Annotated in this window: 23 protein-coding genes and 2 tRNA genes; 19 read left to right on the top strand and 6 right to left on the bottom strand. The window is 39.7% G+C overall.

All coding sequences use genetic code 11. The annotated features are described in order from the left end of the window. Positions 1 to 58 precede the first annotated feature (58 nt). Positions 59 to 880, top strand: coding sequence for a histidinol-phosphatase HisJ family protein (locus tag QDI94_RS04005; RefSeq protein ID WP_278867338.1), 822 nt, complete (start codon positions 59 to 61; stop codon positions 878 to 880). Positions 881 to 1,016: 136 nt separating this feature from the next. On the opposite strand, the gene galU is transcribed toward QDI94_RS04005, so the two are convergent. Both galU and QDI94_RS03995 read right to left on the bottom strand, forming a co-directional pair. Next, positions 1,017 to 1,889, bottom strand: a complete 873-nt coding sequence (galU, locus tag QDI94_RS04000) for a UTP--glucose-1-phosphate uridylyltransferase GalU (RefSeq protein ID WP_278867335.1) — start codon at positions 1,887 to 1,889, stop codon at positions 1,017 to 1,019. Positions 1,890 to 1,925: 36 nt separating this feature from the next. Beyond that, positions 1,926 to 2,969 carry an RING finger protein gene (locus tag QDI94_RS03995; protein WP_278867332.1) on the bottom strand — a complete coding sequence of 348 codons (1,044 nt, stop codon included), beginning with the start codon at positions 2,967 to 2,969 and terminating at the stop codon, positions 1,926 to 1,928. Between the two features lie 196 nt (positions 2,970 to 3,165). Here QDI94_RS03995 and prfB point away from each other — a divergent pair, with 196 nt between their 5' ends. Both prfB and QDI94_RS03985 read left to right on the top strand, forming a co-directional pair. After that, the gene (prfB, locus tag QDI94_RS03990) at positions 3,166 to 4,284 is read left to right on the top strand and encodes a peptide chain release factor 2 (protein ID WP_101029305.1); all 1,119 of its coding nucleotides are present in this window, start codon (positions 3,166 to 3,168) and stop codon (positions 4,282 to 4,284) included. 33 nt (positions 4,285 to 4,317) lie between these two features. Continuing rightward, positions 4,318 to 5,529: a cofactor-independent phosphoglycerate mutase gene (locus tag QDI94_RS03985; RefSeq protein WP_278867328.1), complete on the top strand. Its 1,212-nt coding sequence runs from the start codon at positions 4,318 to 4,320 to the stop codon at positions 5,527 to 5,529. Positions 5,530 to 5,734: 205 nt separating this feature from the next. Here QDI94_RS03985 and QDI94_RS03980 read toward each other — a convergent pair whose 3' ends face one another. Further along, positions 5,735 to 5,989, bottom strand: coding sequence for a TIGR03905 family TSCPD domain-containing protein (locus QDI94_RS03980; protein WP_101029303.1), 255 nt, complete (start codon positions 5,987 to 5,989; stop codon positions 5,735 to 5,737). Between the two features lie 271 nt (positions 5,990 to 6,260). Between QDI94_RS03980 and QDI94_RS03975 the strand changes: the two genes are divergently transcribed. The 8 genes from QDI94_RS03975 to QDI94_RS03940 all read left to right on the top strand — a co-directional run bounded on the left by QDI94_RS03975 (position 6,261) and on the right by QDI94_RS03940 (position 13,734). Further along, positions 6,261 to 7,361 (top strand): DnaD domain protein, encoded by a 1,101-nt coding sequence (locus tag QDI94_RS03975; protein WP_101029302.1) that lies wholly within the window; start codon positions 6,261 to 6,263, stop codon positions 7,359 to 7,361. A 9-nt stretch (positions 7,362 to 7,370) separates the two neighbouring features. Further along, positions 7,371 to 8,357 carry an ATP-binding protein gene (locus QDI94_RS03970; RefSeq protein ID WP_101029301.1) on the top strand — a complete coding sequence of 329 codons (987 nt, stop codon included), beginning with the start codon at positions 7,371 to 7,373 and terminating at the stop codon, positions 8,355 to 8,357. Positions 8,358 to 8,519: 162 nt separating this feature from the next. Beyond that, positions 8,520 to 8,593, top strand: a tRNA-Gln gene (locus QDI94_RS03965). 32 nt (positions 8,594 to 8,625) lie between these two features. Beyond that, a tRNA-Pro gene (locus QDI94_RS03960) sits at positions 8,626 to 8,702 on the top strand. Between the two features lie 59 nt (positions 8,703 to 8,761). Then, entirely contained in the window at positions 8,762 to 9,226 is a 465-nt protein-coding gene (locus QDI94_RS03955) for a DUF4358 domain-containing protein (RefSeq protein ID WP_278867324.1), read from the top strand. A gap of 73 nt (positions 9,227 to 9,299) precedes the next feature. Next, entirely contained in the window at positions 9,300 to 11,549 is a 2,250-nt protein-coding gene (locus tag QDI94_RS03950; protein WP_278867321.1) for an ATP-dependent helicase, read from the top strand. A gap of 10 nt (positions 11,550 to 11,559) precedes the next feature. After that, positions 11,560 to 12,771: a serine hydrolase domain-containing protein gene (locus QDI94_RS03945; protein WP_278867319.1), complete on the top strand. Its 1,212-nt coding sequence runs from the start codon at positions 11,560 to 11,562 to the stop codon at positions 12,769 to 12,771. 96 nt (positions 12,772 to 12,867) lie between these two features. After that, positions 12,868 to 13,734: a hypothetical protein gene (locus QDI94_RS03940; protein WP_278867316.1), complete on the top strand. Its 867-nt coding sequence runs from the start codon at positions 12,868 to 12,870 to the stop codon at positions 13,732 to 13,734. Positions 13,735 to 13,778: 44 nt separating this feature from the next. On the opposite strand, the gene QDI94_RS03935 is transcribed toward QDI94_RS03940, so the two are convergent. Beyond that, positions 13,779 to 15,143, bottom strand: a complete 1,365-nt coding sequence (locus tag QDI94_RS03935; RefSeq protein WP_278867315.1) for a MocR-like pyridoxine biosynthesis transcription factor PdxR — start codon at positions 15,141 to 15,143, stop codon at positions 13,779 to 13,781. 169 nt (positions 15,144 to 15,312) lie between these two features. Here QDI94_RS03935 and murD point away from each other — a divergent pair, with 169 nt between their 5' ends. From murD to QDI94_RS03910, 5 genes are read left to right on the top strand one after another with little or no spacing between them, the layout of a single operon-like run. Further along, positions 15,313 to 16,704: a UDP-N-acetylmuramoyl-L-alanine--D-glutamate ligase gene (murD, locus tag QDI94_RS03930; RefSeq protein ID WP_278867313.1), complete on the top strand. Its 1,392-nt coding sequence runs from the start codon at positions 15,313 to 15,315 to the stop codon at positions 16,702 to 16,704. An 8-nt stretch (positions 16,705 to 16,712) separates the two neighbouring features. Then, complete coding sequence (locus tag QDI94_RS03925; protein WP_278867310.1) at positions 16,713 to 17,741, top strand: M20/M25/M40 family metallo-hydrolase; 1,029 nt, start codon at positions 16,713 to 16,715, stop codon at positions 17,739 to 17,741. Further along, positions 17,734 to 18,783: a M42 family metallopeptidase gene (locus QDI94_RS03920; protein ID WP_278867307.1), complete on the top strand. Its 1,050-nt coding sequence runs from the start codon at positions 17,734 to 17,736 to the stop codon at positions 18,781 to 18,783. Before QDI94_RS03925 ends, QDI94_RS03920 begins: the two co-directional genes overlap by 8 nt. Continuing rightward, positions 18,784 to 19,557 (top strand): GNAT family N-acetyltransferase, encoded by a 774-nt coding sequence (locus QDI94_RS03915; RefSeq protein ID WP_278867305.1) that lies wholly within the window; start codon positions 18,784 to 18,786, stop codon positions 19,555 to 19,557. It abuts the gene before it with no gap. A gap of 5 nt (positions 19,558 to 19,562) precedes the next feature. Further along, complete coding sequence (locus tag QDI94_RS03910; RefSeq protein WP_117970835.1) at positions 19,563 to 20,822, top strand: methionine gamma-lyase family protein; 1,260 nt, start codon at positions 19,563 to 19,565, stop codon at positions 20,820 to 20,822. A 65-nt stretch (positions 20,823 to 20,887) separates the two neighbouring features. Here QDI94_RS03910 and QDI94_RS03905 read toward each other — a convergent pair whose 3' ends face one another. Both QDI94_RS03905 and QDI94_RS03900 read right to left on the bottom strand, forming a co-directional pair. Beyond that, positions 20,888 to 21,346, bottom strand: a complete 459-nt coding sequence (locus QDI94_RS03905; RefSeq protein WP_278867303.1) for a nucleoside deaminase — start codon at positions 21,344 to 21,346, stop codon at positions 20,888 to 20,890. Further along, positions 21,339 to 22,394, bottom strand: a complete 1,056-nt coding sequence (locus QDI94_RS03900; RefSeq protein WP_278867301.1) for a CPBP family intramembrane glutamic endopeptidase — start codon at positions 22,392 to 22,394, stop codon at positions 21,339 to 21,341. Before QDI94_RS03900 ends, QDI94_RS03905 begins: the two co-directional genes overlap by 8 nt. A gap of 233 nt (positions 22,395 to 22,627) precedes the next feature. On the opposite strand from QDI94_RS03900, the gene QDI94_RS03895 reads away from it, so the two are divergent. From QDI94_RS03895 to QDI94_RS03885, 3 genes are read left to right on the top strand one after another with little or no spacing between them, the layout of a single operon-like run. Further along, a complete protein-coding gene (locus QDI94_RS03895) occupies positions 22,628 to 23,368 on the top strand; it encodes an IspD/TarI family cytidylyltransferase (RefSeq protein WP_101029288.1) in 741 nt (246 codons plus the stop codon). Continuing rightward, positions 23,358 to 24,437, top strand: a complete 1,080-nt coding sequence (locus tag QDI94_RS03890) for an NAD-dependent epimerase/dehydratase family protein (RefSeq protein ID WP_278867298.1) — start codon at positions 23,358 to 23,360, stop codon at positions 24,435 to 24,437. Before QDI94_RS03895 ends, QDI94_RS03890 begins: the two co-directional genes overlap by 11 nt. 30 nt (positions 24,438 to 24,467) lie before the next feature. Next, on the top strand, positions 24,468 to 26,336 hold the full coding sequence (locus QDI94_RS03885; RefSeq protein ID WP_278867295.1) for a LicD family protein: 1,869 nt from the start codon (positions 24,468 to 24,470) through the stop codon (positions 26,334 to 26,336). Positions 26,337 to 26,535 lie beyond the last annotated feature (199 nt).

The following is a 26,535-nucleotide window of genomic DNA, read 5'->3' as shown; positions in this document are numbered from 1 at the left end:
GCAATATTGAAAAAATTTTTTTCATATGTTATCATCTTTTTTGTGAGGTGTTTTACTAATGAAAATATGTGATATTCATACCCATTCAAGCAACTCTTTTGACGCTGAAAATACAGTTGAAGAAATGTGTAACAGTGCCTGTAACAAGGGACTTTTTGCACTTGCAATCACCGACCACTGCGAAGCTCCCGAAATTCCGCTCGGCTCTGAAAGTGAGTACGGAGATTTCAGTAAGTTAATTCCAAAATCGAATTATGAAACTTCGGTTATGCAGGATAGATTTAAGGGAAAAATCAAAATCCTTAAAGGCATTGAACTCGGTGAGCCGATTCACAATGCCGAATGTACAAAAAAAGCACTTTGTTTTGGTGATTTTGACATAATAATCGCATCGGTGCATAACCTGAGAAACAGACCTGATTTTTATTATATGGATTTTAAAAAAGAAGATGTTAAGGCAATACTGAATATGTACTTTGACGAGCTTCTCGAAACCGCGTCATTTTCCGATTTCTGTACGCTTGCCCATCTTACATATCCTTTGAGATATATTAAGCGTGACACGGGCGTTATTCCGAGTCTTTCACCGTACAGAGATAAGATTGATCTTATCTATGAAACGCTTATTAAAAATGACAAGGCACTTGAAATTAATGTTTCGGGGCTGTTCAAAGGACTCGGTGAAACTCTCCCTGCATTTGATGAAATTAAACGCTATCACGATCTCGGCGGAAAATATATTACCGTTGGAAGTGACGCACACAATATAAATGATGTCGGCAGAGATATTGAAAAGGGGATAGAGCTTGCTTTTAAAGCCGGATTCAAATCATACTATACATATGAAAACTGTTGCCCCTATGAAATAACAATTGAATAACAAAGAATTAAAATAGTTCTTAAAAGCAAAAAGAGGATTTCGCACTGATATGATGTGAAATCCTCCTTGTTTTTTTGAATCCAATATTTAACTGCAGCACATTATACTGCACTTTTCTGAAAATTGCAATACCTTTTTACAAAGTTTTTGCAAGATTTTTTATGTAATCCTTCAATAAATCCTTTGTTTCAGGGTGTTCAAGCCCAATTTCTATCTGAGCCTGCAAGATTCCAAACTTATTGCCCATATCGTATCTCTTGCCCTCAAACTCAACGGCTGTCATTCCTTTTGTTATTGCAATCTCTCTCATTGCGTCTGTAAGCTGAATTTCTCCGCCGATTCCGGGCTTTGTATTTTCCAGAATTTCGAAAATCTCTGCCGGAAGAACGCATCTGTCAAGAATTGAATAAAGAGAAAGAACTTCTTCGGGAGTCTGCGGTTTTTCCTTCATATCGGTGCAGGCAAAAACATTGTCGTGCATATGTTCAACTTTGAGCGAGCCGTACTTATGAATGTCTTTGGCGTCAACCTTTTTAACGCCTACAACGCCTTCACCGTATTCACCGTAACAGTCAATGAGCTGTTTGATTGCAGGAACCTTGCCTGTAATAACGCCGTCACCGTACATAACGGCAAACGGTTCGTTGCCCACAAAGGATTTTGCCTTGAGAACGGCATGTCCAAGACCTTTCATTTCTTTCTGTCTGATAAAAGAAATGTTTGCAAGGTTTGAAATATTTCTGACTGTTTCAAGAAGTTCTGTTTTGCCGCTCTTTTCAAGCAGACTTTCAAGTTCGGGAGAAGCATCAAAATGATCCTCCATAAGTCCTTTACCACGGTTTGTGATGATGAGAATATCTGTAATTCCTGCCGCAACAGCCTCTTCAACAATAAACTGTATAGTAGGCTTGTCAACAATAGGGTACATTTCCTTTGGCATATTTTTTGTGGCGGGAAGAACTCGTGTTCCAAGACCTGCCGCCGGAATAACTGCTTTTGTAATGTGCATAGTGTTCCTTCTTTCTGCTTTGTTTTAGAGTTTTATTTAAATAAAAAATATCGGTAGATAATTTGCAACAATCAGTGCGGCTGCAACTGAGATTGCAAGCGGAAGGTTGACGCCGCCTTTGGTTTCAAGAACTTCTGTAAGATGTTCTTTATCTGTTGTGCTTTTGATTTTTTTAATCTTTTTAACTGAATGGTTAAAAAAGCATTTGTTTGCTGTTAAGCCGCATATCAACATCACCGCCATGGAAATTATATTTGCAATCAAGGGTGATAAAAACAGCCAAAAATCTTCGGCTGAAAGTCCAAAATTATTTGAGAGCGAAACAACCTGACCCGAACCCTGTGCCTGAAGTATGTTATTGTATATATTTTGCCAAGCAGGAAGAGTTTTTATATAACCCGAAGCAATTGTAGAACCGAATGTCAGCACGGAGAAAAGTATTCCCAAAGCATACATTTTTCTGTAAAGGAAATATATACCCGACAGAATAAATGCCGTAAAGTTAAATCTGCTCTTTTTGTACTTTTTGATAAAGCTGAAAACTCTCAAATGGTAAGGAGTATTCTTGCCGATAAACTTGGCGGCCTCACCTGCCGTAATGTCATCAATAAGCGGTTCATCGCTCTTCATGCCTGCCATAGGGTCAAAAGCGGCAGCCATCTGCGGATTTGTCTGACCGAAAGGAAAGCCAAACGGCGGCATTCCTTGATTTTGTTCGAAATTAGGATTAGGCTGACCGTTATTTTGATTTTGTCGAGGATTTTGTGTTTCCTCTTTATTATCGTAAAGCGGCGCTCCGCAGTTACTGCAATAGAACATTTCTTTAGGATTATCCGTACCGCAGCGTTTGCAGACCACTGTGCCGCTTTCGTCATCCTGCTCAGCCTGATCATCGGCAGCTCCGGACTGTTCCTTTTCAAAAGAGAAGCCGTCGCCGTGTTTGTCTGCAAAATGACAGCGGCCTTCTTTTTCGTAACATTCTCTGTGATGCGGTGCTCCGCATTCGGGACAAACAACAATATCGTCGCCCTTTTTAAATTGCTCACCGCACACCGGACATTTGTATTCTGTAAATTCCATTATTAACCTCCAAGGGGTACATAATATGGTGTACCTACACAACATAATTATAACAAATAGTATCGACAAATGCAACTTGTTTTTGTATATAAGTTCACTTGCAAACAAAATATCTGTTTTTCTTTACTTTTAAAGATAATTTTGTTATAATGTTTAATTGTGAAAGAATAAACTAAATTCAGAAAGGTACATGTTTATGGTACAGTTTGAGGAATTACTTTTAAAGCTTCAGGCCCTCAAGCCTGAAATAGACGATTTGTCCGACGCACTCGGTATGAAGGGTATGCTCTCGGAGATTCAGCAGCTTGAACTCAAGGCAACCGAACCGGGATTTTGGGACGATGTAGAAAAATCACAAAAAGTATTACAGCGTACAGGTTCTTTAAAGGGCAAGGTTGAAGCTTATGAAAACCTTGTTGCCAAATATGAAGATACACACGCTTTGATTGAGCTTGCAAATGAGGAAGAGGACGAATCTCTCCTTGAAGAGGCGGAAAGCGAAGTTGAGGCTGTCAAGGAAAATCTTGAAAAACAGCGTTTGCAGACCTTGCTCACAGGCGAATATGATAAAAATAACGCAATTCTTACATTTCACGCAGGTTCGGGTGGAACTGAGGCTCAGGACTGGGCTGAAATGCTTTACAGAATGTACACCCGTTGGGCAGAGGCTCACGGCTTTAAGGTTAAAGAAGTTGACTACCTTGACGGCGATGAGGCAGGACTTAAAAGTGCTGTGCTTCTTGTTGAAGGTGAAAATGCTTACGGTTACTTAAAGAGTGAGGCAGGCGTTCACCGTCTTGTCCGTGTATCTCCGTTTGACTCGGCAGGCAGAAGACACACAAGCTTCTCTTCTCTTGAAGTTATGCCTGAAATTGCAAAGGATACAGAAGTTCACATTCCGCCCGAAGACATTAAAATGGATGTTTACCGTGCCAGCGGTGCAGGCGGTCAGAAAGTAAATAAGACATCATCAGCTGTTCGTCTTACTCATATTCCTACCGGTATCGTTGTTGCCAGTCAGGTTGAGCGAAGCCAGTATCAGAACCGTGATGTTGCTATGAATATGCTTATCTCAAAGCTCGTTGAAATCAAAGAGCGTGAGCATCTTGAAAAGATTGAGGACATCAAGGGTGTTCAAAAGGAAATTACCTGGGGTTCACAGATCCGAAGCTATGTGTTTATGCCGTATACAATGGTAAAGGACCACAGAACCGGCTTTGAAACAGGTAACATTCAGGCTGTTATGGATGGCGATCTTGACGGCTTTATCAACGCATATTTAAAGTGTGCAAGTCTTGGCACACTTCAGAAATAAATTTCATATTATACGGAAAGGCTATGAATCGGTATGAAGTATTTAGTAATGCTCTGTGACGGTATGGCTGATGAGCCAAACGCACAGCTTGATAATTCAACTCCTATGGCAAAGGCTGTTAAGCCTTGTATGGATTACCTTGCCTCAAAGGGCGAGGTCGGAATGGTTAAAACCGTTGCCGAAGGACTTAAGCCCGGCAGCGATGTTGCAAACCTCTCTGTTCTCGGTTACGAACCTGCTGTTTATTACAGCGGACGCTCTCCGCTTGAGGCGGCAAGTATCGGTATTGACCTTAAAGACACCGATGTAACATTAAGATGTAACCTTGTAACTCTGTCCGATGAAGAAAACTACGAGGACAAGTCTATGGTTGACTACTGTGCAGGCGATATTTCAACAGAAGAGGCAAGAGAGCTTATCAACTATGTTGATGAAAAGCTCGGCAACGATATTTTTAAGTTCTATTCGGGTGTTGCATACCGCCATTGCCTTGTATGGAAAAACGGCAATCCTCATCCGGGCGAACTCACACCTCCTCACGATATCTCAGGTCGTGTGATTAAAGAATACATTCCAAAGGGTGACGATACTGCCGCTCTCTATGATTTGATGAAGAAAAGTTATGATTTGCTCAAGAATCATCCTGTAAACAAGGCAAGAGTTGAAAAAGGACTTCGTCCTGCCAATTCAATTTGGCTCTGGGGCGAGGGTACAAAACCCGCTCTTGACAGCTTCTTCGGCAAGTTCGGCAAAAAGGGCAGTATGATTTCTGCTGTTGACCTTCTCAAAGGCATTGCAATTTGTGCCGGCATGAAGAGCGTTGATGTTGAAGGTGCAACAGGCTATATTGACACAAACTTTGACGGAAAGTGCAAAGCCGCCATTGATGAATTCAAAAACGGTGCAGATTTCGTTTATATCCATGTTGAAGCTCCTGACGAATGTGGTCATAGGGGAGAGATAGAAAACAAAGTTAAGGCAATTGAACTCATTGATGAGCATATTCTCAAGCCTGTAACTGATTTTCTCAGAACATTTGATGATTTTGCCGTACTCGTATGCCCCGATCATCCCACACCGCTTTCTATCCGCACACATACTTCAAACCCTGTCCCTTATCTTATCTATGACAGCAAAAACGAAGTTGACAGCGGCGTAAGCAAATTCTGCGAAGAAGAGGCTAAAAAGACAGGCAATTATATTGAAAAAGGCTTCACAATGATGAACTATTTCCTTTCAAAATAATTTTTTGCTCTATACTACATAATTAACCAAAAAAATAACATCCTTGCAGATATAATGTAATTAAAAATCTGCAAGGATGTTTTTATGTTGTGTTTGTTCATTATCATAACAATAATGAGTATAATTACCTTGTTTGTAATTGTATTTTCTTATGCAGTAAAATTCCTTATCAGAATAATAAAGAAACTTATATGCAGAAAATGATTTAGATAAGTTTTAATGCTTCAACAAGAGCCTTTGAAAGCTGATCGGGGCAGGATGTGCCTCTGCCACGGCAGTCAATGCCTTTTAATCTGTCAATAGCGTCTTTTGCGTCCATACCTTTAACAAGCATACAAATGCCCTGAGTGTTGCCTGAACAGCCACCAACAAACTCACAGCTTGTGATTTTACCGTTGTCATCAAGTTCAAGATTGATCTGTCTGGAGCAAACTCCCGTAGGAAAATATGAATATTTCATTGTAATACCTCTTTTCATAATTTGAAATCATATTATCACAGAAACAGAAAAAAATCCAGATAATTTTATTTTTTTGTTTTTAAAATTGAAAATCTATGTTATAATTTAAATATAGATTGCACTTTGTTACAAACCTTGCTCCATGTTATGAAAGCAGAGCGTTGTTCTGATTAAAATCCAAGTGCAGATGTTCCATTACTTTAAGAGAATGAAACTATTATAAATATTGTAACAGACATTTACAAAAGCAAATCACAGAAAGTAGGATATAATGTCAATAAATATAGATTTGGGAGTATGGAACTCAATTTTTGCAGTTCCCTCCAAAGTAGTCGATGAAGGATTAAAATTTTCTGACGGCGTAAAGCTTAAAGTCCTTTTGTTTGTCCTTCGTAATGCAGGCTCATCTTTTGATGAATCTGAAATATCAAAAGCCACAGGCGTCAATGTAACGGATATTCCCGAGGCGCTTGACTATTGGGTAAGTATGGGTGTGTTTAATCGAATTGAAAATACCTTTACTCCTGCAAAAAATAACGAGGAATTTGTTCCTGCACCGCAGACTTCCGCTCAAACGGAACAGACACCGCAACCTGTTCAGACTGTTTTACAGCCACAACAGACAGTGCCACAGCCTGTTCAAGCGGTTCGAGAGCCTGTAAAACAGGAAACAGAACAGTCACCAAAGGAAAACGCAGAAGAACCGCAAAAACATTTTACGGCTACAAGACCGCAAAAGCCTGATTTTGTATTTACGGCACAAAGACTTGCAGTTGATGAAGAATTAAAAATGCTCGTTGACGAAACACAGACAACACTCGGAAAAGTTCTTTCAAATTCCGATATTGCAACTCTGCTTATGCTCAAGGATACCTGCGGACTTCCGCTTGATGTTATCTTTATGCTCATTCATTATTGCGTAAGCATTGATAAGGGCAATATAAGAACGATTGAAAATATCGGTATTCAATGGGCAAATGACGGTGTTTATTCGCTTGAGGCGGCTGATAACAAGATTGAGCAGATTCAGAAAACCACAGCTAATTTTTCTGTTGTTTCAAAGGCGTTCGGACTCAAAAATGTCGGATCGCCAACAAAAAAACAGCTTGAATACGGTGACAAGTGGATAAGCGAATGGAAGTTTTCTCCGGAAATGCTCAGAGAGGCGTATGAAAGATGCGTTGATACAAAGGGAACAATGAATCTTCGCTACATTGACGGAATCCTTAAGCGTTGGCACGCAGGCAATGTTCATACAATTGATGAACTTAATAAATATGAAAAGTCAGTAAATAAGCCGTCGCAAAAGCAGGCGTCGTCTTACGATATTAGTGAATTTGAAAAAATTAATTTACTGGAAGATTTTAAATAAGAGGTTAGTATGGGATACAGCAACAGTGTTTATAAGGCCGCTTCGGATATATTACATGAACGCAGGCTTAATGCCGAAAAGGCAGCAGAGAGAAGAAAAGAAGAGGTGTATGAAAGGTTTCCCCGTGTGAAAGAGCTTGAAAAGCAGATTTCCATGAGCGGAATCAAAACCGCCCGTGCAGTTCTTGCAGGCGGAGATGTAAAAGTTGAGGTAGAGAAACTTCGTGACAAAGATCTTGCAATGCAGGCGGAAGTCAAGAGGATTCTTACAGATAACGGATATCCTGCTAATTATTTTGAACCAAAATATTTTTGTAAAAAGTGTGAAGATAAGGGCTACTATGACATTAACGGCAAGACTGTAAGATGTTCGTGTATGAAATCGGCACTTATTTCTTGTGCGTGTGCAGAACTTAACAGATATGCACCCTTGTCGCTTTCTACATTTGAAAGCTTTAATCTTGACTATTATGATAAAACAGTAGATCCTGAACTTAAACTGTCTAACTATGACCTTATGAGTCGAGTTTTTAATTTCTGTCAAAATTATGCCGAAAAATTTAATGAGCATTCAAAAAGCATACTTATGAAGGGGGCAACCGGACTCGGTAAAACTCATCTGTCTCTTGCAATTGCCAATGAAGTAATTAAGAAGGGATACGGTGTAATTTACGCTTCTGCTCCGTCGCTTGTTTCTAAACTTGAAAAAAATTATTTTTCAAACAATGATGATGACTCCGCATTTAGTATACTTGTTGATTGCGACCTTCTCATTATAGACGACCTCGGAACGGAATTTCATTCTCAGTTTGGCGTGTCACAGTTTTACAATATTTTTAATTCAAGAATGTTATCAAACAAGCCTATAATCATAAATACAAATCTCTCGGTTAAGGAGTTGGAAAATAATTATTCTCAAAGATTCGTTTCAAGAATCTGCGGAAATGCTCAACAACTTAATTTTAAGGGAAAAGATATACGAGCTATACGAAGATAATTTTAAGCTTGTTATTTGTAAAAAATCCCATTGCTGCCGCACTTTTTAAAAGCCGCAGAACAGGTTCGGAAATTTTTTGAAAAAATTTTCAAAAAGGTATTGACTTTTAACCCGATATGTCTTATAATTCATATCGTTGCAAGTTCGGTAGCAATTACATCTTGTGGAATAGTGTAACGGTAGCACGACAGACTCTGACTCTGTTTGTTGGGGTTCGAATCCCTATTCCACAGCCATAGCCCCGAAAGTTTTCGGGGCTTTTTTACTACGAGGTGTAGCGCAGTTTGGTAGCGCACATCGTTCGGGACGATGGGGTCGCAAGTTCGAATCTTGTCACCTCGACCATTCAGCACCGAGCTCTTAGGAGTTCGGTGCTGTTTTTTTAATATTTTGGAGGTAGGTTTATGAAAAAAGTAATCTCATTTGCGGCTGTTCTTATCCTTTGTCTTTCAATCTTTGCCGGTTGCGGGGCAAAGGATGTTAATCTCGGCGATGTTTTGGATAAGATGAATACCGAATACAGTGTAGATGCTACCAAGTATGAAACAAAAGAAGATATGTACAAGTACTATAACATAAATGCCGATGACATCAAGCAGTTTGCCGCTGAGGTCGGTAAGTCTGATACAGACAGCAAGAATACAGAAATCGTTCTTGTTGAGGTAACTGATTCGGATGCCGCTTCAAGAGTTGAAACTGCTCTTACAAACCGCTATAATTCAATCTTCCAGCAGAATGCTTCCTATTCAGCTGAAGAGCTTGATATGGTGAAAAATTGTAAGGTTACAAAAGACGGTAACTTTGTGACAATGATTATCGGAGAAAAGGCATCCGATATGCTTACAATGTTTAATGACAGCATTAAATAATCGGATTAAACAAAACATAGGGCGAACATCGTTCGCCCATTTCTTTTGCAGAATAATTTAAGGCAGGATAATAATGTTACAGACTGAAATTCAGAAAAACTTTTCACATATGAACGATATGCAGAAACAGGCAGTTTTCTGCACGGAAGGTCCGTTGCTCATTCTTGCGGGAGCCGGTTCGGGCAAGACCACAGTTCTTGTCAACAGAATAGCCTATATTTTACAGTGTGAGCTTTGCAAGCCGTGGCAGATACTTGCCATTACCTTTACCAATAAAGCGGCAGGAGAGCTTAAAGAACGAATCTGTGCGGCAGTTCCCGAGGGCGGTGCCGACATCTGGGCGGCTACCTTTCATTCAACCTGTGCAAGAATCCTGCGCAGATACGGTGACAGAATCGGTTATACAAGTCATTTCACCGTTTACGGAACAGACGATCAGAAAAAGCTTGTTAAGGATATCCTGAAACAGCTTAATATCGCCGAGAAAACCTTGCCTGTAAAATCAATTCTTTCTGAAATTTCAAGGGCTAAGGATAAAATGCTCACCCCCGAAGAAATGCGTAAAGAGGCTGAATTTGACAGCCGTAAGGCACAGATTGCAAAGGTTTATGAAATCTATCAGACAAAGCTTAAAACAGCCGACGCAATGGATTTTGACGATATGCTTTGTAATACCGTAAAGCTTTTTGAAACAGCACCCGATATTCTTGATTATTACAGAAATCAGTTTAAGTACATTATGGTCGATGAGTATCAGGACACAAATAAGGTACAGTATAAGTTTGTAAGCCTGCTTGCAAGCAAATACGGCAACATCTGCGTTGTCGGTGATGATGACCAGAGTATCTACAAATTCCGCGGCGCTACAATAGAAAATATTCTTTCTTTTGAAAATACATTCAAGAACGCAAAGATGATTCGCCTTGAACAGAATTACAGAAGTACACAGAATATCCTCAATGCCGCTAACGAGGTTATCTCAAATAACACAATGCGTAAGGGTAAAACCTTGTGGACCGAAAACGGTCAGGGCGAGAAAATTAAGGTGCATACAGCCGAAAATGAGCGTGACGAGGCGAATTTTATTGCTCAGACTATTCTTGACGGTGTAGCCGACGGAAGAAAATATTCCGACTATGCAATTCTTTACAGAATGAATGCCCAGTCAAACGCAATTGAGCAGGCTTTGTCACGAAGCGGTGTTCCGCACCGTGTAATCGGCGGTCACAGATTCTATGACCGTGAAGAAATCCGTGATATGGTTGCTTATCTTCAGGTTATAAATAATCCTCATGATGATGTCAGACTTTCAAGAATTATCAATGTTCCGAAGAGGGGAATAGGTGCGACAACCGTTTCCTATGCCGCAGACATTGCCGCAGGACTCGGCGAAAGCATTTACGATGTAATCAAGGAGGCGGAAAACTATCCGCAGCTTTCTCGTGCCTCTGCAAAGCTCAAGGGCTTTGTTGCACTTATTGACGGACTTATTGAAGCCGAGCAGAGCGGCGATTATTCTCTTGCGGAATTATACAATCTTGTGATTGAACATACATCATACGAACAGTATCTTAAAACCGAAAAGGACAACCCCGAGGTTCGTATTGAAAATATCGAAGAGCTTTCTTCAAATATCGTCAAGTTTGAAGAGGACTACGGCGATGAGGCAGACCTCTCGGCATTTCTCGAAGAAATTTCTCTCCAGACCGATATTGATAACTACGACGCAGACGCAGATACATGTGTAATGATGACATTACATTCGGCAAAGGGACTTGAATTTCCTGTTGTATTCATTGCAGGTATGGAAGAAGGAATGTTCCCGTCTGTTGCGACGATGATGAATCCCGATGAACTCAACGAGGAAAGGCGACTTGCTTATGTCGGAATTACAAGAGCAAAGGAAATTCTCTATTTCACAAAAACAAATTCGAGAATGCTCTTCGGTTCAACAAGCTACAACAAGGGTTCAAGATTCTTAAACGAGATTCCCGATAATCTTCTTGAATACAGCGGCGGAAGAAAGCAGATGTTCACACAGGCATCTTCCGGCTTTGCATCGGGAACAGGTGAAAAAGTTTCCGTCGGCAAATCTTCGGGTAGCTCGTATTCACCAAATAAATCGTTCGGATTTACAAAGCCTCCCGTTAAGAGCGGTGCAGTGTTCAATGTCGGAGATTGTGTTCAGCACAAGGTATTCGGCAAGGGTATGGTAATGAAAGCCGAGAAAATGGGCAATGATACAATGCTTGAAATTGCCTTTGACAAAGCCGGCACAAAAACTCTTATGGCGAACTATTGCAGTAATATGAAAAAAATCTGAGGTGATTAAAGTGCTTATATCATCAAAAAAAATTCTGTGCCTTGCAATTTCTGCGTTGACAGCTTTTTCTGTGTGCTTTACAGGCTGCGGAAAAGACACGCAGTCTTCTGTATCCGCTACCGAGAAAACAACCGCCGTTGCTGCTTCACAGCCTGTAACAAAGGCGGCAACTTCCGATGAACAGAAGCAAGAACCAACATGGAATTATTCCGAACTTAAAAGAAAATCTGCTGATATCAGCAACACCCTTGATGATATAATTACAAGCAACAAGTATCGCGGAACGGTTTATGTGAAAATCGGAAATGCCCTTGAATATATCGGCACTAACGGATTTTCCGATAAGGACAGGCACACAAAAAATTCTACGGATACATGCTTTAGAATAGCTTCGCTCACAAAGCAGTTTACCGCAGTTGCGGTTATGCAGCTTGTTGAGGACGGAAAGCTTTCGCTTGATGCTACAATCGACAAATATTTTCCGTCATACAAATACGGCAAAAAAATCACCATTAAAAACCTGCTTACAATGACAGCGGGCATAAAGGATTACATCAACAAAGACGGCGATACAAATACTTATGCATATAACGAATCTCAGCTTGAATATAAGGTTTCAGCCAAAAATTCTGCAAAAGAAAATAAAAAGGCTGTAATGGACTGGATTTTTAATCAGAAACTCAATTTTGAACCTGATGAAAAATATATGTATTCAAACAGCGCATATTTTCTTCTCGGTGATATTATTGAACAGGTCAGCAAGACTTCATACGAAAAATATGTTGAAGAGAAAATTCTCAAACCGTCGGGAATGATGAACACAGGCTTTGAGAGCACAGATAAACTTGCAGTCGGATATCAGGATATATACGATAACGCGTGGACTTTATATCCCGGTGTAGGATATTCTGCAACTGGTTTAATTTCCAATGTTCCCGATTTACTCAAATGGGTTGACGCTCTTTGTACAAACAAGCTTGTTTCGGAAGAAACTTTTAAAGAAATGACAACACCTTACAAGGACAATTACGGTTACGGTTTTGTTGTATCAGAAGAAAGTAATGCGGTTTCTCACACAGGAAAAATCGACAAATATAATGCCGCTCTTGTTTTCACCAAAGACGGAAATCAAATTTATATAGCACTTTCAAACTATTCAAACAGCAGTCCGATTGCTCTGTTTAATAACATTCAGAAAACGCTTGCTCCGTTTTACGGATAAATTTCGGCTGTTAATCACCAAAAACAAAAACCTCCATAAAATGTATTGTTACAGTGCATTTATTGAACTGTCAATACTTTTACGGAGGTTATTTTTATGTCAGATGTACCTTTCTGTTCCTCGGAAAATGTATGTGCCGAAGGTAATGGGCAAACCAACGGCTGCGAACCTGTTTGTATCAATGTTTCACGAATTTATGACAGCTGCGGAGCAAAAGACTGCCTTTCAAATCTGCCTGTTATGTTTACCGAAGCAAACCAGAAAATTATTGATGGGGCTTGTTCCGTAAAGATAAGCAATGTGCGCATAATTACATCTACCGTTGAGGTTGAGCCTGTTGCGTTCCACCGTGGCTTTTATTCGGTTGATATAATGTACTATTTCGCTGTCACCGTAGAAGCCTACACAGCCGCAGGTGCAATTCCCGAAACCGTTACAGGTATTGCAATGTACGGCAAAAGGGTTGTACTTTACGGCGGAGAGGGCTGCGTAAAGTCATTCTCCAGCGACGAAGATGTTGTTTGCGATACATCGGATTCGGATTGTCTGTGCAAATATCCCTGCTGTCTGCCGAGAGCAACGGTTCAGGTTTCAAACCCAATGGCATTGTCCGCAAAGCTTCAGGATTACAACAATGCAAATCCGTCTGCTGTTTGCAGAACATTTCCAAATTGCGTTATTGATTATCTTGACGGAGAGCCTGCACAGCCTGAAACACAGCGAGTGCTTGCCACAATCGGTATTTTTACAATCACAAGGCTTGAAAGAGATGTTCAGATTATGATTCCGTCCTATGATTTTTGTGTTCCCCGCAAGGAATGTCCGTCAACACCTGATGACCCATGTGAAGTTTTCAGTAAAATTGATTTCCCGACAGATTCATTCTTTCCGCCGAGCACAATACATCAGGGTGATTGTGACTCCTCTCATACATCTTCTTACAAATGCGGTTGTGAAAACTGATTGCACAGAGAAAACGGGGCTGAGTTCAGTCCCGTTTTGTTATGTTAATTTGCAATTGTTTCATAAAGTAATTTTATTCCGCTTTCAATTTTTTTGTCCTTAATTCCCGAAAAACTTAGCACAATCATATTTTCGGCTTTGTTGAACTGCATAATTTTAATTGATGCGTCATCAATTTTTTTTGTAACAGCTTCGCCGATTATTTTATCCTTGAAAAACAGAGAAACATAAAGAGAGGTTTCGTTGAACACAATTTTAACGGAGGTCCCGAAATATTTTTTTATGCTTGAAAGCATAAGCTTACTTTTTTCAAGATAAATTCTTCTTGCTTTTCTCAGATGAACATCAAGCTTGCCGTTGTTAATGTACTTTGCAAGGGCAATTTGTTCCGTTTTTGACGCTGTCTGATTGGTGTATTTTTTGATTTTGTTGTATTCATCGGTTAATTTTTGCGGAAGAACCATATAACTGATTCTGACAGAGGGAAGAAGTATCTTTGAGAAAGAGCCGAGATAAACCGTGTTTTCGGTATCATAATTCTGCACGCACGGCATAGGATGCGTGCTGTATCTAAGCTCACCGTTGTAATCGTCCTCGATAATCAAAGCATTGTTTTCCTTTGCCCATTTAATTATCTCAAGTCTGCGTGTAACAGGCATTGTAATGTTGCTGTTTACGGTAAAATTAGGATTTAAAAGAATTATATCGGGATTGATTTCTTCAAGTGAATCAATACAGGCTCCGTATTTATCGCATCGAAAATATTTGATGTCATAACCGTGACTGTTGAACACATATTCGCTCTGAATGTAGCTGTAATCCGCAAGTGCGATTTTTTTATTATTACCGAGAAGTGAACAGAGTATGTGCAAAAGAGTCTGAGTACCTGCACCGACTATAATATTTTCGTAGGAGGTGTTTACGCTTCGTGTGCCTAAGCTGTATTTTTGCAACGCATTTCTCAAAATTTCTTCACCCTGTTCTTCACCGTATGAGGTGAGCAGATAATTTTGATTTAAAACTTCTTTTACATACTTTTTCCATTCGTTTATATTGATTATACCGTCATCAATACTTTTACTGCTGAAATCATATTCATAATACTTTTTTGACTTGTTTGCGGCAGATGAAGCTTTATCTGCTTTTGAGGGTGTATCGCTGAACTGCGCCTCAACATAGTAGCCGCTCTGGGGCTTGTTTGAAATATATCCCTCGGCGCAAAGCTGTTCATATGCACCGTTGACAGTAGTTTTTGAAACATCAAGGTCGGCACTCAATCGCCTTATTGACGGAAGCTTTGTTCCTTTTTTAAGACTGCCCGTTTCAATTGACTTTCTGACAGACATATAAATCTGCCTGTAAAGCGGAGTTTTATCTTTTTTATTGATAATTATAAAATCGTACAGCATAACATCACCTCTTATATTTTAACATTTTAAAAATATTATTGCAATATTGGTGTATACGGTTGAAATTGTAACTTTAAAAATGTATAATTGAAAGGTATGGCATAATCCTGCCGATACGGTATAAAATACTAAAATGGCATAAAATACTAATTGTAGAGGGGATTTTACAATGAACGCTATGGCTGATAAATTTTTTGACAGCATAAAAGGAAAAAAAGTTACTTTTATCGGAATCGGTACAAGCAATCTTCCGCTTATAAAGCTTTTTATCGAAAAAGGTGCAAAAGTAACGGCTTGCGATAAGAAGAATTTTGAAGATTTGGGACAGAACGGCATAAAGGCAAAGGAGTACGGTGCGGAGCTTTTGCTCGGCGAAAACTATCTTTCCGAGATTGACGCCGACATCGTTTTCAGAAGTCCCGGTACTCCTTTTTATAAGAATGAGCTTGTCGCACTTCGTAACAAGGGCGTTGTTCTTACATCTGAAATGGAAGTGTTTTTTGACCTTTGCCCGTGCAAAATTATTGCTGTGACAGGTTCTGACGGCAAAACAACCACAACTACAATTATTTCGGAATTTTTAAAGGCGGCAGGTCTTAATGTTCACCTCGGAGGCAATATCGGCAAGCCGCTTCTTCCGGATATTGAAAGTGTGAATGATGATGATTTTGCGGTAGTTGAGCTGTCGAGCTTTCAGCTTATCTCTATGAGAAAAAGTCCGGACATCGCTGTGGTAACAAACCTTGCTCCAAATCACCTTGACATACATAAGGATATGCAGGAGTATATTGATTCAAAGAAAAATATCATTCTTCATCAAAACGCTTTTTCAAAGGCTGTCCTTAATCTTGACAATGAAATCACAAACGGCTTTTCCGACAGCGTAAGAGGTCAGCTTGCAAAGTTCTCTGTAAAACAAAATGTTTCAAACGGTGCTTTTCTTGACGGCGATACAATCTGCTATAATGACTACGGAAAAATTACCCGCATTATGAACATTCACGACATCAAAATTCCGGGTATGCATAATGTAGAAAATTATCTTGCCGCTATTTCTGCCGTATGGGGACTTGTAGATGTTGAAACAATGGCAGCTGTTGCAAAAACCTTTGGCGGTGTTGCTCACCGTGCAGAGTTTGTAAGAGAGGTTGACGGTGTTAAGTATTACAACGATTCAATTGCGTCAAGTCCTACAAGAACCGCACTCGGCACACTTTCACTTTACAAGCAGAAAATCTGCATTATTGCAGGCGGATATGATAAGCATATTCCGTATGAGCCGCTCGGACCCGTAATCAACGATAAAGTAAAACTCCTTATTCTTCTCGGTGATACTGCCCCGAAAATTGAAAAAGCCGTTAAAGAGGCTTCAAACTATGACGCAGATGAAATTGAAATCGTCAATGTAACAAATATGGAAGAGGCTGTAGCTGTTGCCCGTGAGCGTTCAACAAAGGGAGATATTGTTTCGCTTTCACCCGCAAGTGCAAGCTTCGGACTTTACAAGAATTTTGAAGAAAGAGGTAATCACTTCAAGTCAATTGTCAACGCTTTGAAGTAAGATATACAATGAACACAAAAGAACTTATTTTTGAACTCTGTTGTGCAATGGGTGTGTCGGGCAGGGAAGAACCCGCTTTGTCTGTTGCCGAAAAGTTTTTATCGGATTACACGGATGACATAAAGATATCAAACGGCAGTCTTATGGCTGTTTGCGGTAACAAAAATTCAGATAAAACCATATTACTGGACGCTCACATTGACCGCATAGGATTTATGGTTACCGAAATAAATGAAAACGGATTTGTAAAAGCTTCTCCGTGCGGAGGAATTGACGCAAGAACTCTTGCCGATACTCTGATTTGTCTGCAAAACAATCCTGATGTAACAGGTGTTGTATGCTGTATGCCTCCTCATCTTTCCGACGGAAAAGAGGACAAGGCTATGCCAACCGACAAAATCTGGGTTGATTTCGGTCTGCCGTATGATGAAGTTAATAAACTCATTTCATTCGGTGATATGCTGACATTTGCCTCAAAGCCGGCAAATCTTTTGGACGGCAGAATTGTTGCGCCTTGCCTTGATAACAGATGTGGTGTTGCGTCACTTGTTAAGTGTGCAGAGTTATTGAAAGACAATGAAACAGATTATAAAGTAATTATCCTTTTAAGCTCTCAGGAAGAAACATTTGGCACAGGTGCTAAAACAGGTGCTTTTACAGTTGAAGCAGACGAGTCAATTGTTGTTGATGTAAGCTTTGCATCTCAGCCGGATGTTTTGGGATTTTATTCTTCAATTGAGCTTGACAAAGGTCCTATGATTTGCATTTCTTCAATTCTCAACAAAGAAATGAGCAAATCGCTTGAAAGCGTTGCAAAGAATAAAAATATACCGTATCAGCTTGAACCGATAGCAGGCAGAACCGGTACGAATGCCGACCATATTACAATCAGCGGAAAAGGTGTAAAAACTGCTGTTGTATCAATCCCACAGCGATATATGCATACACAGAATGAAGTTATTTCTGTAGCTGATGTTGACAATACGGCAAAGCTTATTGCCGAATACATTAAATGCGGAGGTGCTTTCAATGATTGACATAAAATTGCTTGAACAGCTTTGCCTTTGCAACGGTATTTCGGGTGATGAGGTTAATGTTCGCAATCTGATAATTAACGAGATTAAAGACTGTGCCGATGATATTAAAATAGATAATCTCGGCAACCTTATTGTGTTTAAAAAGGGAAAAAAGTCTGCAAAAAGCAAGCTTATGGTGTCGGCACATATGGACGAAGTAGGTCTTATGGTAACGGATATAACATCTGAAGGCTATCTTAAATTTGACGAGGTCGGCGGAATTGACAGAAGGGTTCTTCCGGGCAAGCGTGTATGTGTTGGCAGAAACGGTCTTAACGGTGTTATCGGTGTAAAGCCGATTCATCTTACAAACGGTGATGAAAAAACTGCTGTTCCGAAAATGAGTGATATGTACATTGATATCGGCGCCGAAAGCAGGGAAGATGCGCTTAAATATGTAAGCTACGGTGACAGTGTTAATTTTGAGGGTGATTTTAAGATTAACGGAAGAACTGTTGTTACAAAGGCACTTGATGACCGTTTCGGCTGCTATGTGCTTATCAACCTTATAAAATCCGAACCCGAGTATGATATGTATTTCACATTTGTTGTTCAGGAAGAGGTGGGACTCCGCGGTGCAAGACCAGCGGCTTTTACGGTCAATCCTGATTTTGCTCTTGTTATCGAAAGCACAACTGCCGCTGATGTTGCAGAGGTTGATGCATCTCATCAGGTATGCAATTTGACAAAAGGCGCAACGGTTACCGTAATGGATAGGGCGACAGTTTATGATAAAGAAATGATAAGTGCCGCTTTTGAACTTGCCGAGAAGAATAACATAAATGTTCAGTATAAGAGAGCAGTTGCAGGCGGTAATGATTCGGGTGCAATTCATCAGAGCAGAGGCGGAGTGAGAACTCTGGCGGTATCACTTCCGTCAAGGTATATTCATGCTCCTTCAACTGCGGCAAATCTCGATGATTGCGAAAGCGTTTTAAAACTTGCAAAAGTATTGTCCGATTATATTGCGGGCGGAAATTTAGCGAAAGGAAAGACGGTCTGAATGATTGTAACCGCCAATGAAAATTATATAAATGTAATTATGAATCTGTCAGCGGAAGATCCGTTTGCGTGCAGAATAATTTCTCAGTACAACAGTTACGATTCATCGCTTGCTTTCGTTGACTACTGGACAATAATTGACGATAAAACAGATGAGTGCACAGGTGCAATTTCCCGATGCGGAACAAGCTTTATTTTATTTCTTACAGATAAAACAAATCTTGAAGAGGTTTCGTCATTTATGCGTGTTGCAGGTGCTTCAAGTGCAATATGCAGCGGAGATTTCAACCTTAATTTATACGGCAGTAAATCCGTTTCGGGCGTTATTCTGAAAAAATCAGAACCGTTTGAAAATGTTGACGAAAGTATAAATTTTGATGTTCCCGATATTAAAGAGGTTTATAATCTCATCGTAAGCTGTGCCGATGAAAATTTTGTTCCGCCGCCGTTTGATGATTTTTATGTTGATGTGAATCACAAGCTTCGTCATAATGCAACTAGAATGTACGGAGTTTATGACGGTACAAAACTTGTTGCAATGGCTATGACCGTTGCCGAAAGCAGTAACGGTGCCGTGTTGGGTGCGGTGTCGTGTCATCCCGACTACAGAAAGCACGGCTACGGTTCAACTGTTGTAAAGTACATATCCAACAGACTGGTTGCCGAGAACAAGACCGTATATCTTCACAGAGCCAAGAATGCAAATCAGTCGTTTTATAATAATCTCGGTTTTGAACAGTGCGGAATATGGTGCGAATACTATTTTGAAAGGTGATATATTTGAGTTTTTTTGATATAGATGAAAGAGTTATAAAAGCATCCGAAAAGGCAATGGAGCTTTGCAAGGACAAGCTTGCGGAGATTGACGATATTCAGGAATACAACCAGCAGAAGATGATAAAGGCTTTTCAGCTTGCAGATGTTCGTGAAAGTCACCTTTGGGGTTCTACAGGCTACGGATATGATGATGCAGGCAGAGAGGCTCTTGACAAGGTCTATGCCTATGTTTTTGATGCAGAAGACGCACTTGTTCGTCATAATTTTGTCAGCGGTACACATGCCCTCACAGTTGCACTTTTCGGCGTTTTAAGGCCGGGGGACACAATGCTTTCCGTAACAGGAATGCCGTATGATACAATACGTTCTGCCATAGGCATTGAGGGTGACTATCCCGGTTCACTCAAAGACTTTTCAATAAAATTTGAAATGACCGAGCTTAAACCTGACGGAACGCTTGATTATGACAAAATCGCAAGTGACATTGCAGAGAAAAAGCCTAAAATGGTTTACATACAGCGTTCAAGAGGTTACAGCACAAGACCTACGCTCACATGGAGAGAAATCAAAAAGCTTTGTGAAATTTCAAAAGCCAATTCGCCCGAAAGTATTATTATGCTCGATAACTGTTACGGTGAATTTATTGACAAGGTTGAACCTTTGTCGGTTGGTGTAGATATGATGGCAGGCTCTCTTATCAAGAACCCCGGCGGCGGTATTGCTCCTACAGGCGGATATATTGCAGGTAAGAAAGAACTTGTAGAGATGTGTGCCTACAGACTTACCACTCCGGGTACAGGCAAAGAAATCGGTGCCACTCTTAACGCTAACCGTGAACTTTTTATGGGTGCATATCATGCTCCGCATGTTACAGGTGAAGCACTTAAAACTGCAGTATTTGCATCGGCACTTTTTGAAATTCTCGGTTATGAAACCAGTCCTAAGTACAATGATGCAAGAGGAGATATCATTCAGCTTATCATGCTCGGTAATGCCGAAAAGGTATGCCGCTTTTGCGAGGGGGTTCAGAGTGGTTCGGCTGTTGACAGCTTTGTTTCTCCGATTCCGTCTGATATGCCCGGCTACGAAAGTCAGGTAGTTATGGCGGCAGGTGCATTTACTCTCGGTTCATCTATTGAACTTTCTGCAGACGCACCGTTGCGTGAACCGTATGCAGTATGGATGCAGGGAAGTCTTAACTTCCACAGCGGTAAGCTCGGTGTAATGCTTGCGGCAAGTAAGATTTTAAGAGATGAAAAATAATATAATCCTGTTTCTTCAATTATAACAGCAAATAAAAAATCCCGCTTAAAAAAGCGGGATTTTTGCTATGATTTTTTATTGCGTAAGTTTTTAAAAAAGTCGGTGAGAAGTTTTGAACACTCCTCTTGCATAATGCCGCCGACTGATTCAGGCTTGAAATTGAACGGCATTTGGAACAGATTCGTAATTGTACCGCAAGCGCCGTTTTTTAAGTCGTATGCACCGAAATATACCTTTGGAATATGAGCATTGATTATTGCACCTGCACACATAGGGCAAGGCTCAAGCGTTACATAAATTTCACAGTTCCACAATCTCCAACCGCCAAGCTTTTGACAGGCATTGTAGATTGCATCTGTTTCGGCATGAAGAAGAGCGTTCTTTTCTTGCTCACGCCGATTTTTGCCCACGGCGATTATTTCATCATTTCTGACAATTACCGCACCGACGGGAACTTCGTTTTCTGCAGCGGCAATTTCAGCCTGTTCAATTGCTTTTTGCATATAATATAAGTTTTTATCCATTGCTTATCAAACCTAAATTTGTAATTGTAGTCAATAGAAAAAGTACAAGTGAAAGTATGATGCCGGGATTTACAAGAAATGCAGTCATTTTCTCTTTTAAGTTAAGTTCGCTAACAATTTCGTTTTTCTTATCGGACATTTTAAAAATATTTTCATTCCTTTTTGCAAGAACAATGTATGAAACAAATCCTGCAATACAGAAGAAAATAATCAGGCTGTAGCTTATTATTGTTGTCACATAATCGGAAAGGATGCTTGCATCTCTTAAAATGCTCATGGTAACAGCATATAGGTTATTAAGAAAATGGATTGCAATTGACGGAAAAATCGAATTGAACTTGCAGTCAATGTATGCAAAAATAAGACCTAAAATGAATGCAAACGGAATTTGTGATATATTCTGATGCATTGCTCCGAATAAGACAGCAGAACCGATAATTGCAACAGTGTCACCGTATTTTCTCAGAGAACCCATAACAATTCCTCTGAATGCAAATTCCTCTGCAAACGCAGGAACAATTGCGGTTGAAACAATATTCAAAACAATACTCAAAATACTCGAATCTCCGCTTGACAGTCCCGAAGATGTGTTTTCAATTCCGAAAAGCGAGAAATTGTCAACTACAATGCTCGTTGCAACATTTGCAATCATTGCACCCCCCATTCCGAGAAACAGAATGGGTATCATACTTTTTTGTTTTACATATTTTGTGCTGATAATATCATTTAAACTGTTTCTTGAAAGCTTTATATAAAAAAATGCAGGAACAACAACGGCAAATACGGAAATAAATATATCCATAAAGTAAGTCAGTATTGAATAATTGTCAGAATAAATATATTTTGCCGAACCAAAAGCCTTGAAAACTTCGGCGATAATCACAGCACAGGCTGTCATTGTCAGCGAATACGCAAATACGAAGAAGCCCAATCCGCTTGACTTTTGCTTGAGATTATCATACTGCATATCTTTTTTGAAATTACGGTTATAATTAAGATTATCGCCGTAAAACGGCATATTATTACCCGAAAACTGATTGTTTATCAAATTATCACACCCTTAAAGCTATTCTAACATAGAGATATATTATTTTCAAGGGAGTAAACCTCCGCATAAAGTATTATTATTGACAAAAAATACATCAATGTGGTATCATACAAGTAGTTATATCAAGGTGCAGACGCGTTTTTTGTTGCGTATTTGTGCTGTCGGTAAAATATTATATTTATTACAGCTTGTAAAGTAAAATCTTATTTATGTTTTGAAAGGATTGTCTTACTATGGTTACAGCTATGTTATTCGCCGGCGGTATCGGTGCAAGAATGAAGTATTCCGATATGCCTAAACAGTTTCTCGAGGTTGGCGGAAAGCCGATTATTATTCATACAATGGAGCATTTTGCCCGTCATCCAAAGGTTGACGCAATCGTTGTTGCATGCAAGGCTGACTGGATCGGTTATCTCAATGAGCTTATTGCCGCTTTCAATGTCCCTAAGGTAAAGACCGTTGTTCCGGGCGGTGCAAGCGGTTTTGATTCTATTCACAACGGTGTGATGGCTACTGCCGAATTTTCAAAAGATCCTGAGGATATCATTCTCATCTGTGACGGCGTTCGTCCTATGCTCAGCGAGGAACTCATCACTAACTGTATTAAAGATACAAAGAAATACAAAACTGCTGTTCCTGTTACCCCGAGTATAGATTCACTTCTTTATAGCGAGGACGGAGAAACCTGCGGTAAGAGCTATCAGAGAAGCACAATGTACATCACTCAGGCTCCGCAGGGTTACACAATGGAAAAAATTCTCTGGGCGCACGAAGAAGCATATAAAAGGGGCATTACAAACCCTGTTTCTTCAAGTGAACTCTTTATTGAACTTGGCGAAAAGGTTCACCTTTTCCTCGGTGAGAGATTCAATATTAAAGTAACTACACCTGAAGATCTTACAACATTGCGTTCACAGTTCTATTATGAAAACTACAAGCAGTTTGCAAAGGAAGAACTTAAATATGGATTATAATGTTCAGAGTAATATAAAAAAGACAGTTTTTTCTGATGTTGAAGAAATTACAAATACAAATGTTGACTGGAACAGATTTGACGGCAAAACTGTTCTTATAACAGGTGCAGGCGGATTTATCGGTTATTATCTTGTTCTCACATTTCTTGCGAGAAATGACCTTTACAGCAATAATATCAAAGTTCTTGCGTTAGTAAGAAACAGAGAGAGAGCAGAGAAAAAGTTCGGTGTTCTTCTTGAAAGAGATGACATTGAGCTTGTTGTTGCCGATGTTACAAACAGACTTGAATGTGAAAGAGCGGATTTTGTCATTCATGCCGCAAGTCAGGCAAGTAATATCCAGTTTGAAACCGACCCGGTCGGCACAATTAACGCAAATCTCAGTGGTACATCAAACATTCTCGATTTTGCTCTTGAAAGCAAAAGTGAGTCTGTACTTGTTGTTTCAAGCCTTAAAGTTTACGGTGCTTTGCACAATGGTAAAAACAGTATTTCCGAAGATGATATCGGTTATATTGATTTTACTTCCTATAAAAATTGTTATGCAGTGGGTAAGAGAGCGTCTGAAACTCTTGCCGCAAGCTATTGCAAGCAGTTCGGACTTGATATAAAGATTGCAAGACCGAGCTACATTTACGGTGCAAGCAGTCTTACAGACGACCGTGTTTGGGCGCAGTTCATTGCAAATGTTGTCCGTCACGAAAACATTCTTCTCAAGAGCAACGGTGCGGCTAACCGTTCGTTCTGCTATGTTACAGACACGGTTTCCGCTCTCATATACATTATGCTCAACGGAGAAAATGTTACACCGTATAACATTTCTTATGAAAAATCAGATACAACAATAAGAAATTTTGCAAAGACAGCTTGTGAGGTTTTCCCTGAGAGAAATATGACTTTGGCTTTTGCCAATCCCGAGGATGCAAAAGAGCCTGAGATTGACGCTTCCGCTCTTGCAAAAACTCCCGAAATTCTTGACAGTTCAAGACTTCGTGCCCTCGGCTGGAAGCCTTTTGTTGACCTTAAAGAAGGAATAAGAAGGGCTGTCGGCATTCTTGAAGAAGATTAAAATTTAACAATAGAAATTAGGAATACAGTTATGTCTGAGTTGTTACTTAACCAATTTGAACAGGACAGAGCCCTTGCAGCTTTGCGTTATAAAAATCTGAATATCCGTAAGTTATTCGGAAAATCTGTTTTTATAGCAGGAGGCGGAGAACCGGCTTTTTCACTTGTATCGTCCCTTCTTACGGTTAATTCAAAAAAGCAAGCGGACATAGCTGTTTTTTTGCTTGTTTCGGATTACGAAAGATATGACAGACGGTTTGATTTTATCAATTCATCGGATTTCGCAATTGTAAAATACTCCTCGCCTGATTCAATAAATAAAAGCGGAGATATACTCATCGAAACAGGATTCTTGCTTTCTGATAAGGTTGAAAGCACGGATGTATTTAAAAGTAATATCAGCAGAGCCGAAAATATTATTTCAGTTATCAAGGTATTGAAAATAAAAGAATTTGTTGTTTTATCCGATGCTTCGGTTTACGGAAAACTTGAAAAAGAACTTGTTATTTCTGAAAAAGAAAAAACACATTCTGATTTTTCCTCTGACTCACTGAAATCAATGTTGATTCAATCGGTTGAAAATCTTTATTTTTCAGCCGCTCATATGTACGGCTTTTCAATTAAAGTCATAAGATGCGGTAAGATTATATCTGCAAATTCAAATTCTGAATTTGTTGCAAACACGCTCAAATCGGCTGTTGGCGGCAAAATTCTGAATATTAAAAATAGATCATCCAAGGTATCGTATATAAGTGCCAACGACTTGATTTCTGCTGTTCTGTTTGTTGCTTGTAATGGGGCAGAGTGTCAGGCGTACAACGCTTGTTCGGATGATTCGACAGTCAATTCGGCTGAATTTGCACTTGCACTTTCTGATGCGTTTGAAAACTGCGAGGTAAACATAACCTCCGAAGGATGTTCCGCAGACGGTTGTGCAGTTGACTGTACAAGATTGAAAAAACTCGGCTGGTCATCAACGGTCAATTACAAAGACGCACTTCTTATTTCGGGACACGAGATGATGAATGACAACAGTGTGTTTATGTTTTCCGATTCATATGACGGCAAGCTAAATGACATTCAGCAAATTCTTCTCGGTTTTTTGCTTGAGGTTGACAGAATATGCAAAAAACATAATATAAAGTATTTTCTCGGTGGCGGAAGTCTTTTGGGTGCTGTACGACACAAAGGCTTTATTCCATGGGACGATGATGCGGATGTTATGATGCTGAGAAAAGATTACGACAGATTCCTTTCGGTATTGCCGAGTGAACTCCCGAATTATCTTTTTGCACAGACTCAGGAAAATGAAAAAGACAGCCACTTTCCGTTTACAAAGCTGAGAATAAACAATACTCTGCTTTCAACTGAATTTACTTCAAGATTTCCGAATATCCATAATGGAATTTTTCTTGATGTGCTTGCACAGGATTATACCTCAAACAATGCTTTCCTACGCAAAATTCATATGAAAGCAACCGCAAGCTCAAGGTGGCTTGTGCTTGATAAGTGGAGAGGCACCTCGGTAAACGCAAACAGCAGATTTTCTTCTTTGTGTGCGAATATTCTGAGAAAGATATTCCCGCTCGGCTTTTTGCAAAAGGTTCAGAACAAGCTTATTTCACTTCATAAGAATATGAAAAACCCTAAATATCTTTTTGACAGTATGGGAAGAAATGTTTCAAGAGGAGCTTTTCCTGCCGAATGGCTTGATGAAGCTATATGGGTCGATTTTGAAAATGCAAAACTGCCTATTCCGAAGGAATATGATAAGTACCTGAAATACCTTTACGGTGATTATATGGAGATGATTCCTGTCAGCGAAAGACATGTAAGTCATGATATCAAGCAGATTGACCTTGGTGAATATGCCGGTTATATTTACAAAGACACTTTGTAAAATTCTGAAATGCGTGCGTTAAAATGGCATAAACCGATTATATAAATCGCAAAGCAGCTGTTTATGATGCGAAGATTTGTTGCGGACATCTTTATCAATTATTGTTTACATCCATTTTCGGTTATGGTATAATCCTATTGATAGTGTTTTTTCTCGGAATGACTGAGGTGTGTTTTAGAAGTACGCCGTGATATAAAGC

It is taken from the genome of Ruminococcus bromii (assembly GCF_928721825.1).
Taxonomy (GTDB): Bacteria; Bacillota; Clostridia; order Oscillospirales; family Acutalibacteraceae; genus Ruminococcoides; species Ruminococcoides bromii.
The sequence above is the reverse complement of the archived record's forward strand: the minus strand, read 5'-3'. Positions and strand labels throughout refer to the sequence as shown.

Excerpts from the sequence above, each read along its gene's own strand:
- murD (WP_278867313.1), top strand. The coding sequence starts at position 15,313 with ATGAACGCTATGGCTGATAAATTTTTTGACAGCATAAAAGGAAAAAAA.
- QDI94_RS03970 (WP_101029301.1), top strand. The coding sequence starts at position 7,371 with ATGGGATACAGCAACAGTGTTTATAAGGCCGCTTCGGATATATTACAT.
- QDI94_RS03895 (WP_101029288.1), top strand. The coding sequence starts at position 22,628 with ATGGTTACAGCTATGTTATTCGCCGGCGGTATCGGTGCAAGAATGAAG.
- QDI94_RS03940 (WP_278867316.1), top strand. The coding sequence starts at position 12,868 with ATGTCAGATGTACCTTTCTGTTCCTCGGAAAATGTATGTGCCGAAGGT.
- galU (WP_278867335.1), bottom strand. The coding sequence starts at position 1,889 with ATGCACATTACAAAAGCAGTTATTCCGGCGGCAGGTCTTGGAACACGA.
- QDI94_RS03995 (WP_278867332.1), bottom strand. The coding sequence starts at position 2,969 with ATGGAATTTACAGAATACAAATGTCCGGTGTGCGGTGAGCAATTTAAA.
- QDI94_RS03975 (WP_101029302.1), top strand. The coding sequence starts at position 6,261 with ATGTCAATAAATATAGATTTGGGAGTATGGAACTCAATTTTTGCAGTT.
- prfB (WP_101029305.1), top strand. The coding sequence starts at position 3,166 with ATGGTACAGTTTGAGGAATTACTTTTAAAGCTTCAGGCCCTCAAGCCT.
- QDI94_RS04005 (WP_278867338.1), top strand. The coding sequence starts at position 59 with ATGAAAATATGTGATATTCATACCCATTCAAGCAACTCTTTTGACGCT.
- QDI94_RS03905 (WP_278867303.1), bottom strand. The coding sequence starts at position 21,346 with ATGGATAAAAACTTATATTATATGCAAAAAGCAATTGAACAGGCTGAA.
- QDI94_RS03885 (WP_278867295.1), top strand. The coding sequence starts at position 24,468 with ATGTCTGAGTTGTTACTTAACCAATTTGAACAGGACAGAGCCCTTGCA.
- QDI94_RS03925 (WP_278867310.1), top strand. The coding sequence starts at position 16,713 with ATGAACACAAAAGAACTTATTTTTGAACTCTGTTGTGCAATGGGTGTG.
- QDI94_RS03950 (WP_278867321.1), top strand. The coding sequence starts at position 9,300 with ATGTTACAGACTGAAATTCAGAAAAACTTTTCACATATGAACGATATG.
- QDI94_RS03985 (WP_278867328.1), top strand. The coding sequence starts at position 4,318 with ATGAAGTATTTAGTAATGCTCTGTGACGGTATGGCTGATGAGCCAAAC.
- QDI94_RS03890 (WP_278867298.1), top strand. The coding sequence starts at position 23,358 with ATGGATTATAATGTTCAGAGTAATATAAAAAAGACAGTTTTTTCTGAT.
- QDI94_RS03955 (WP_278867324.1), top strand. The coding sequence starts at position 8,762 with ATGAAAAAAGTAATCTCATTTGCGGCTGTTCTTATCCTTTGTCTTTCA.
- QDI94_RS03980 (WP_101029303.1), bottom strand. The coding sequence starts at position 5,989 with ATGAAATATTCATATTTTCCTACGGGAGTTTGCTCCAGACAGATCAAT.
- QDI94_RS03920 (WP_278867307.1), top strand. The coding sequence starts at position 17,734 with ATGATTGACATAAAATTGCTTGAACAGCTTTGCCTTTGCAACGGTATT.
- QDI94_RS03915 (WP_278867305.1), top strand. The coding sequence starts at position 18,784 with ATGATTGTAACCGCCAATGAAAATTATATAAATGTAATTATGAATCTG.
- QDI94_RS03935 (WP_278867315.1), bottom strand. The coding sequence starts at position 15,143 with ATGCTGTACGATTTTATAATTATCAATAAAAAAGATAAAACTCCGCTT.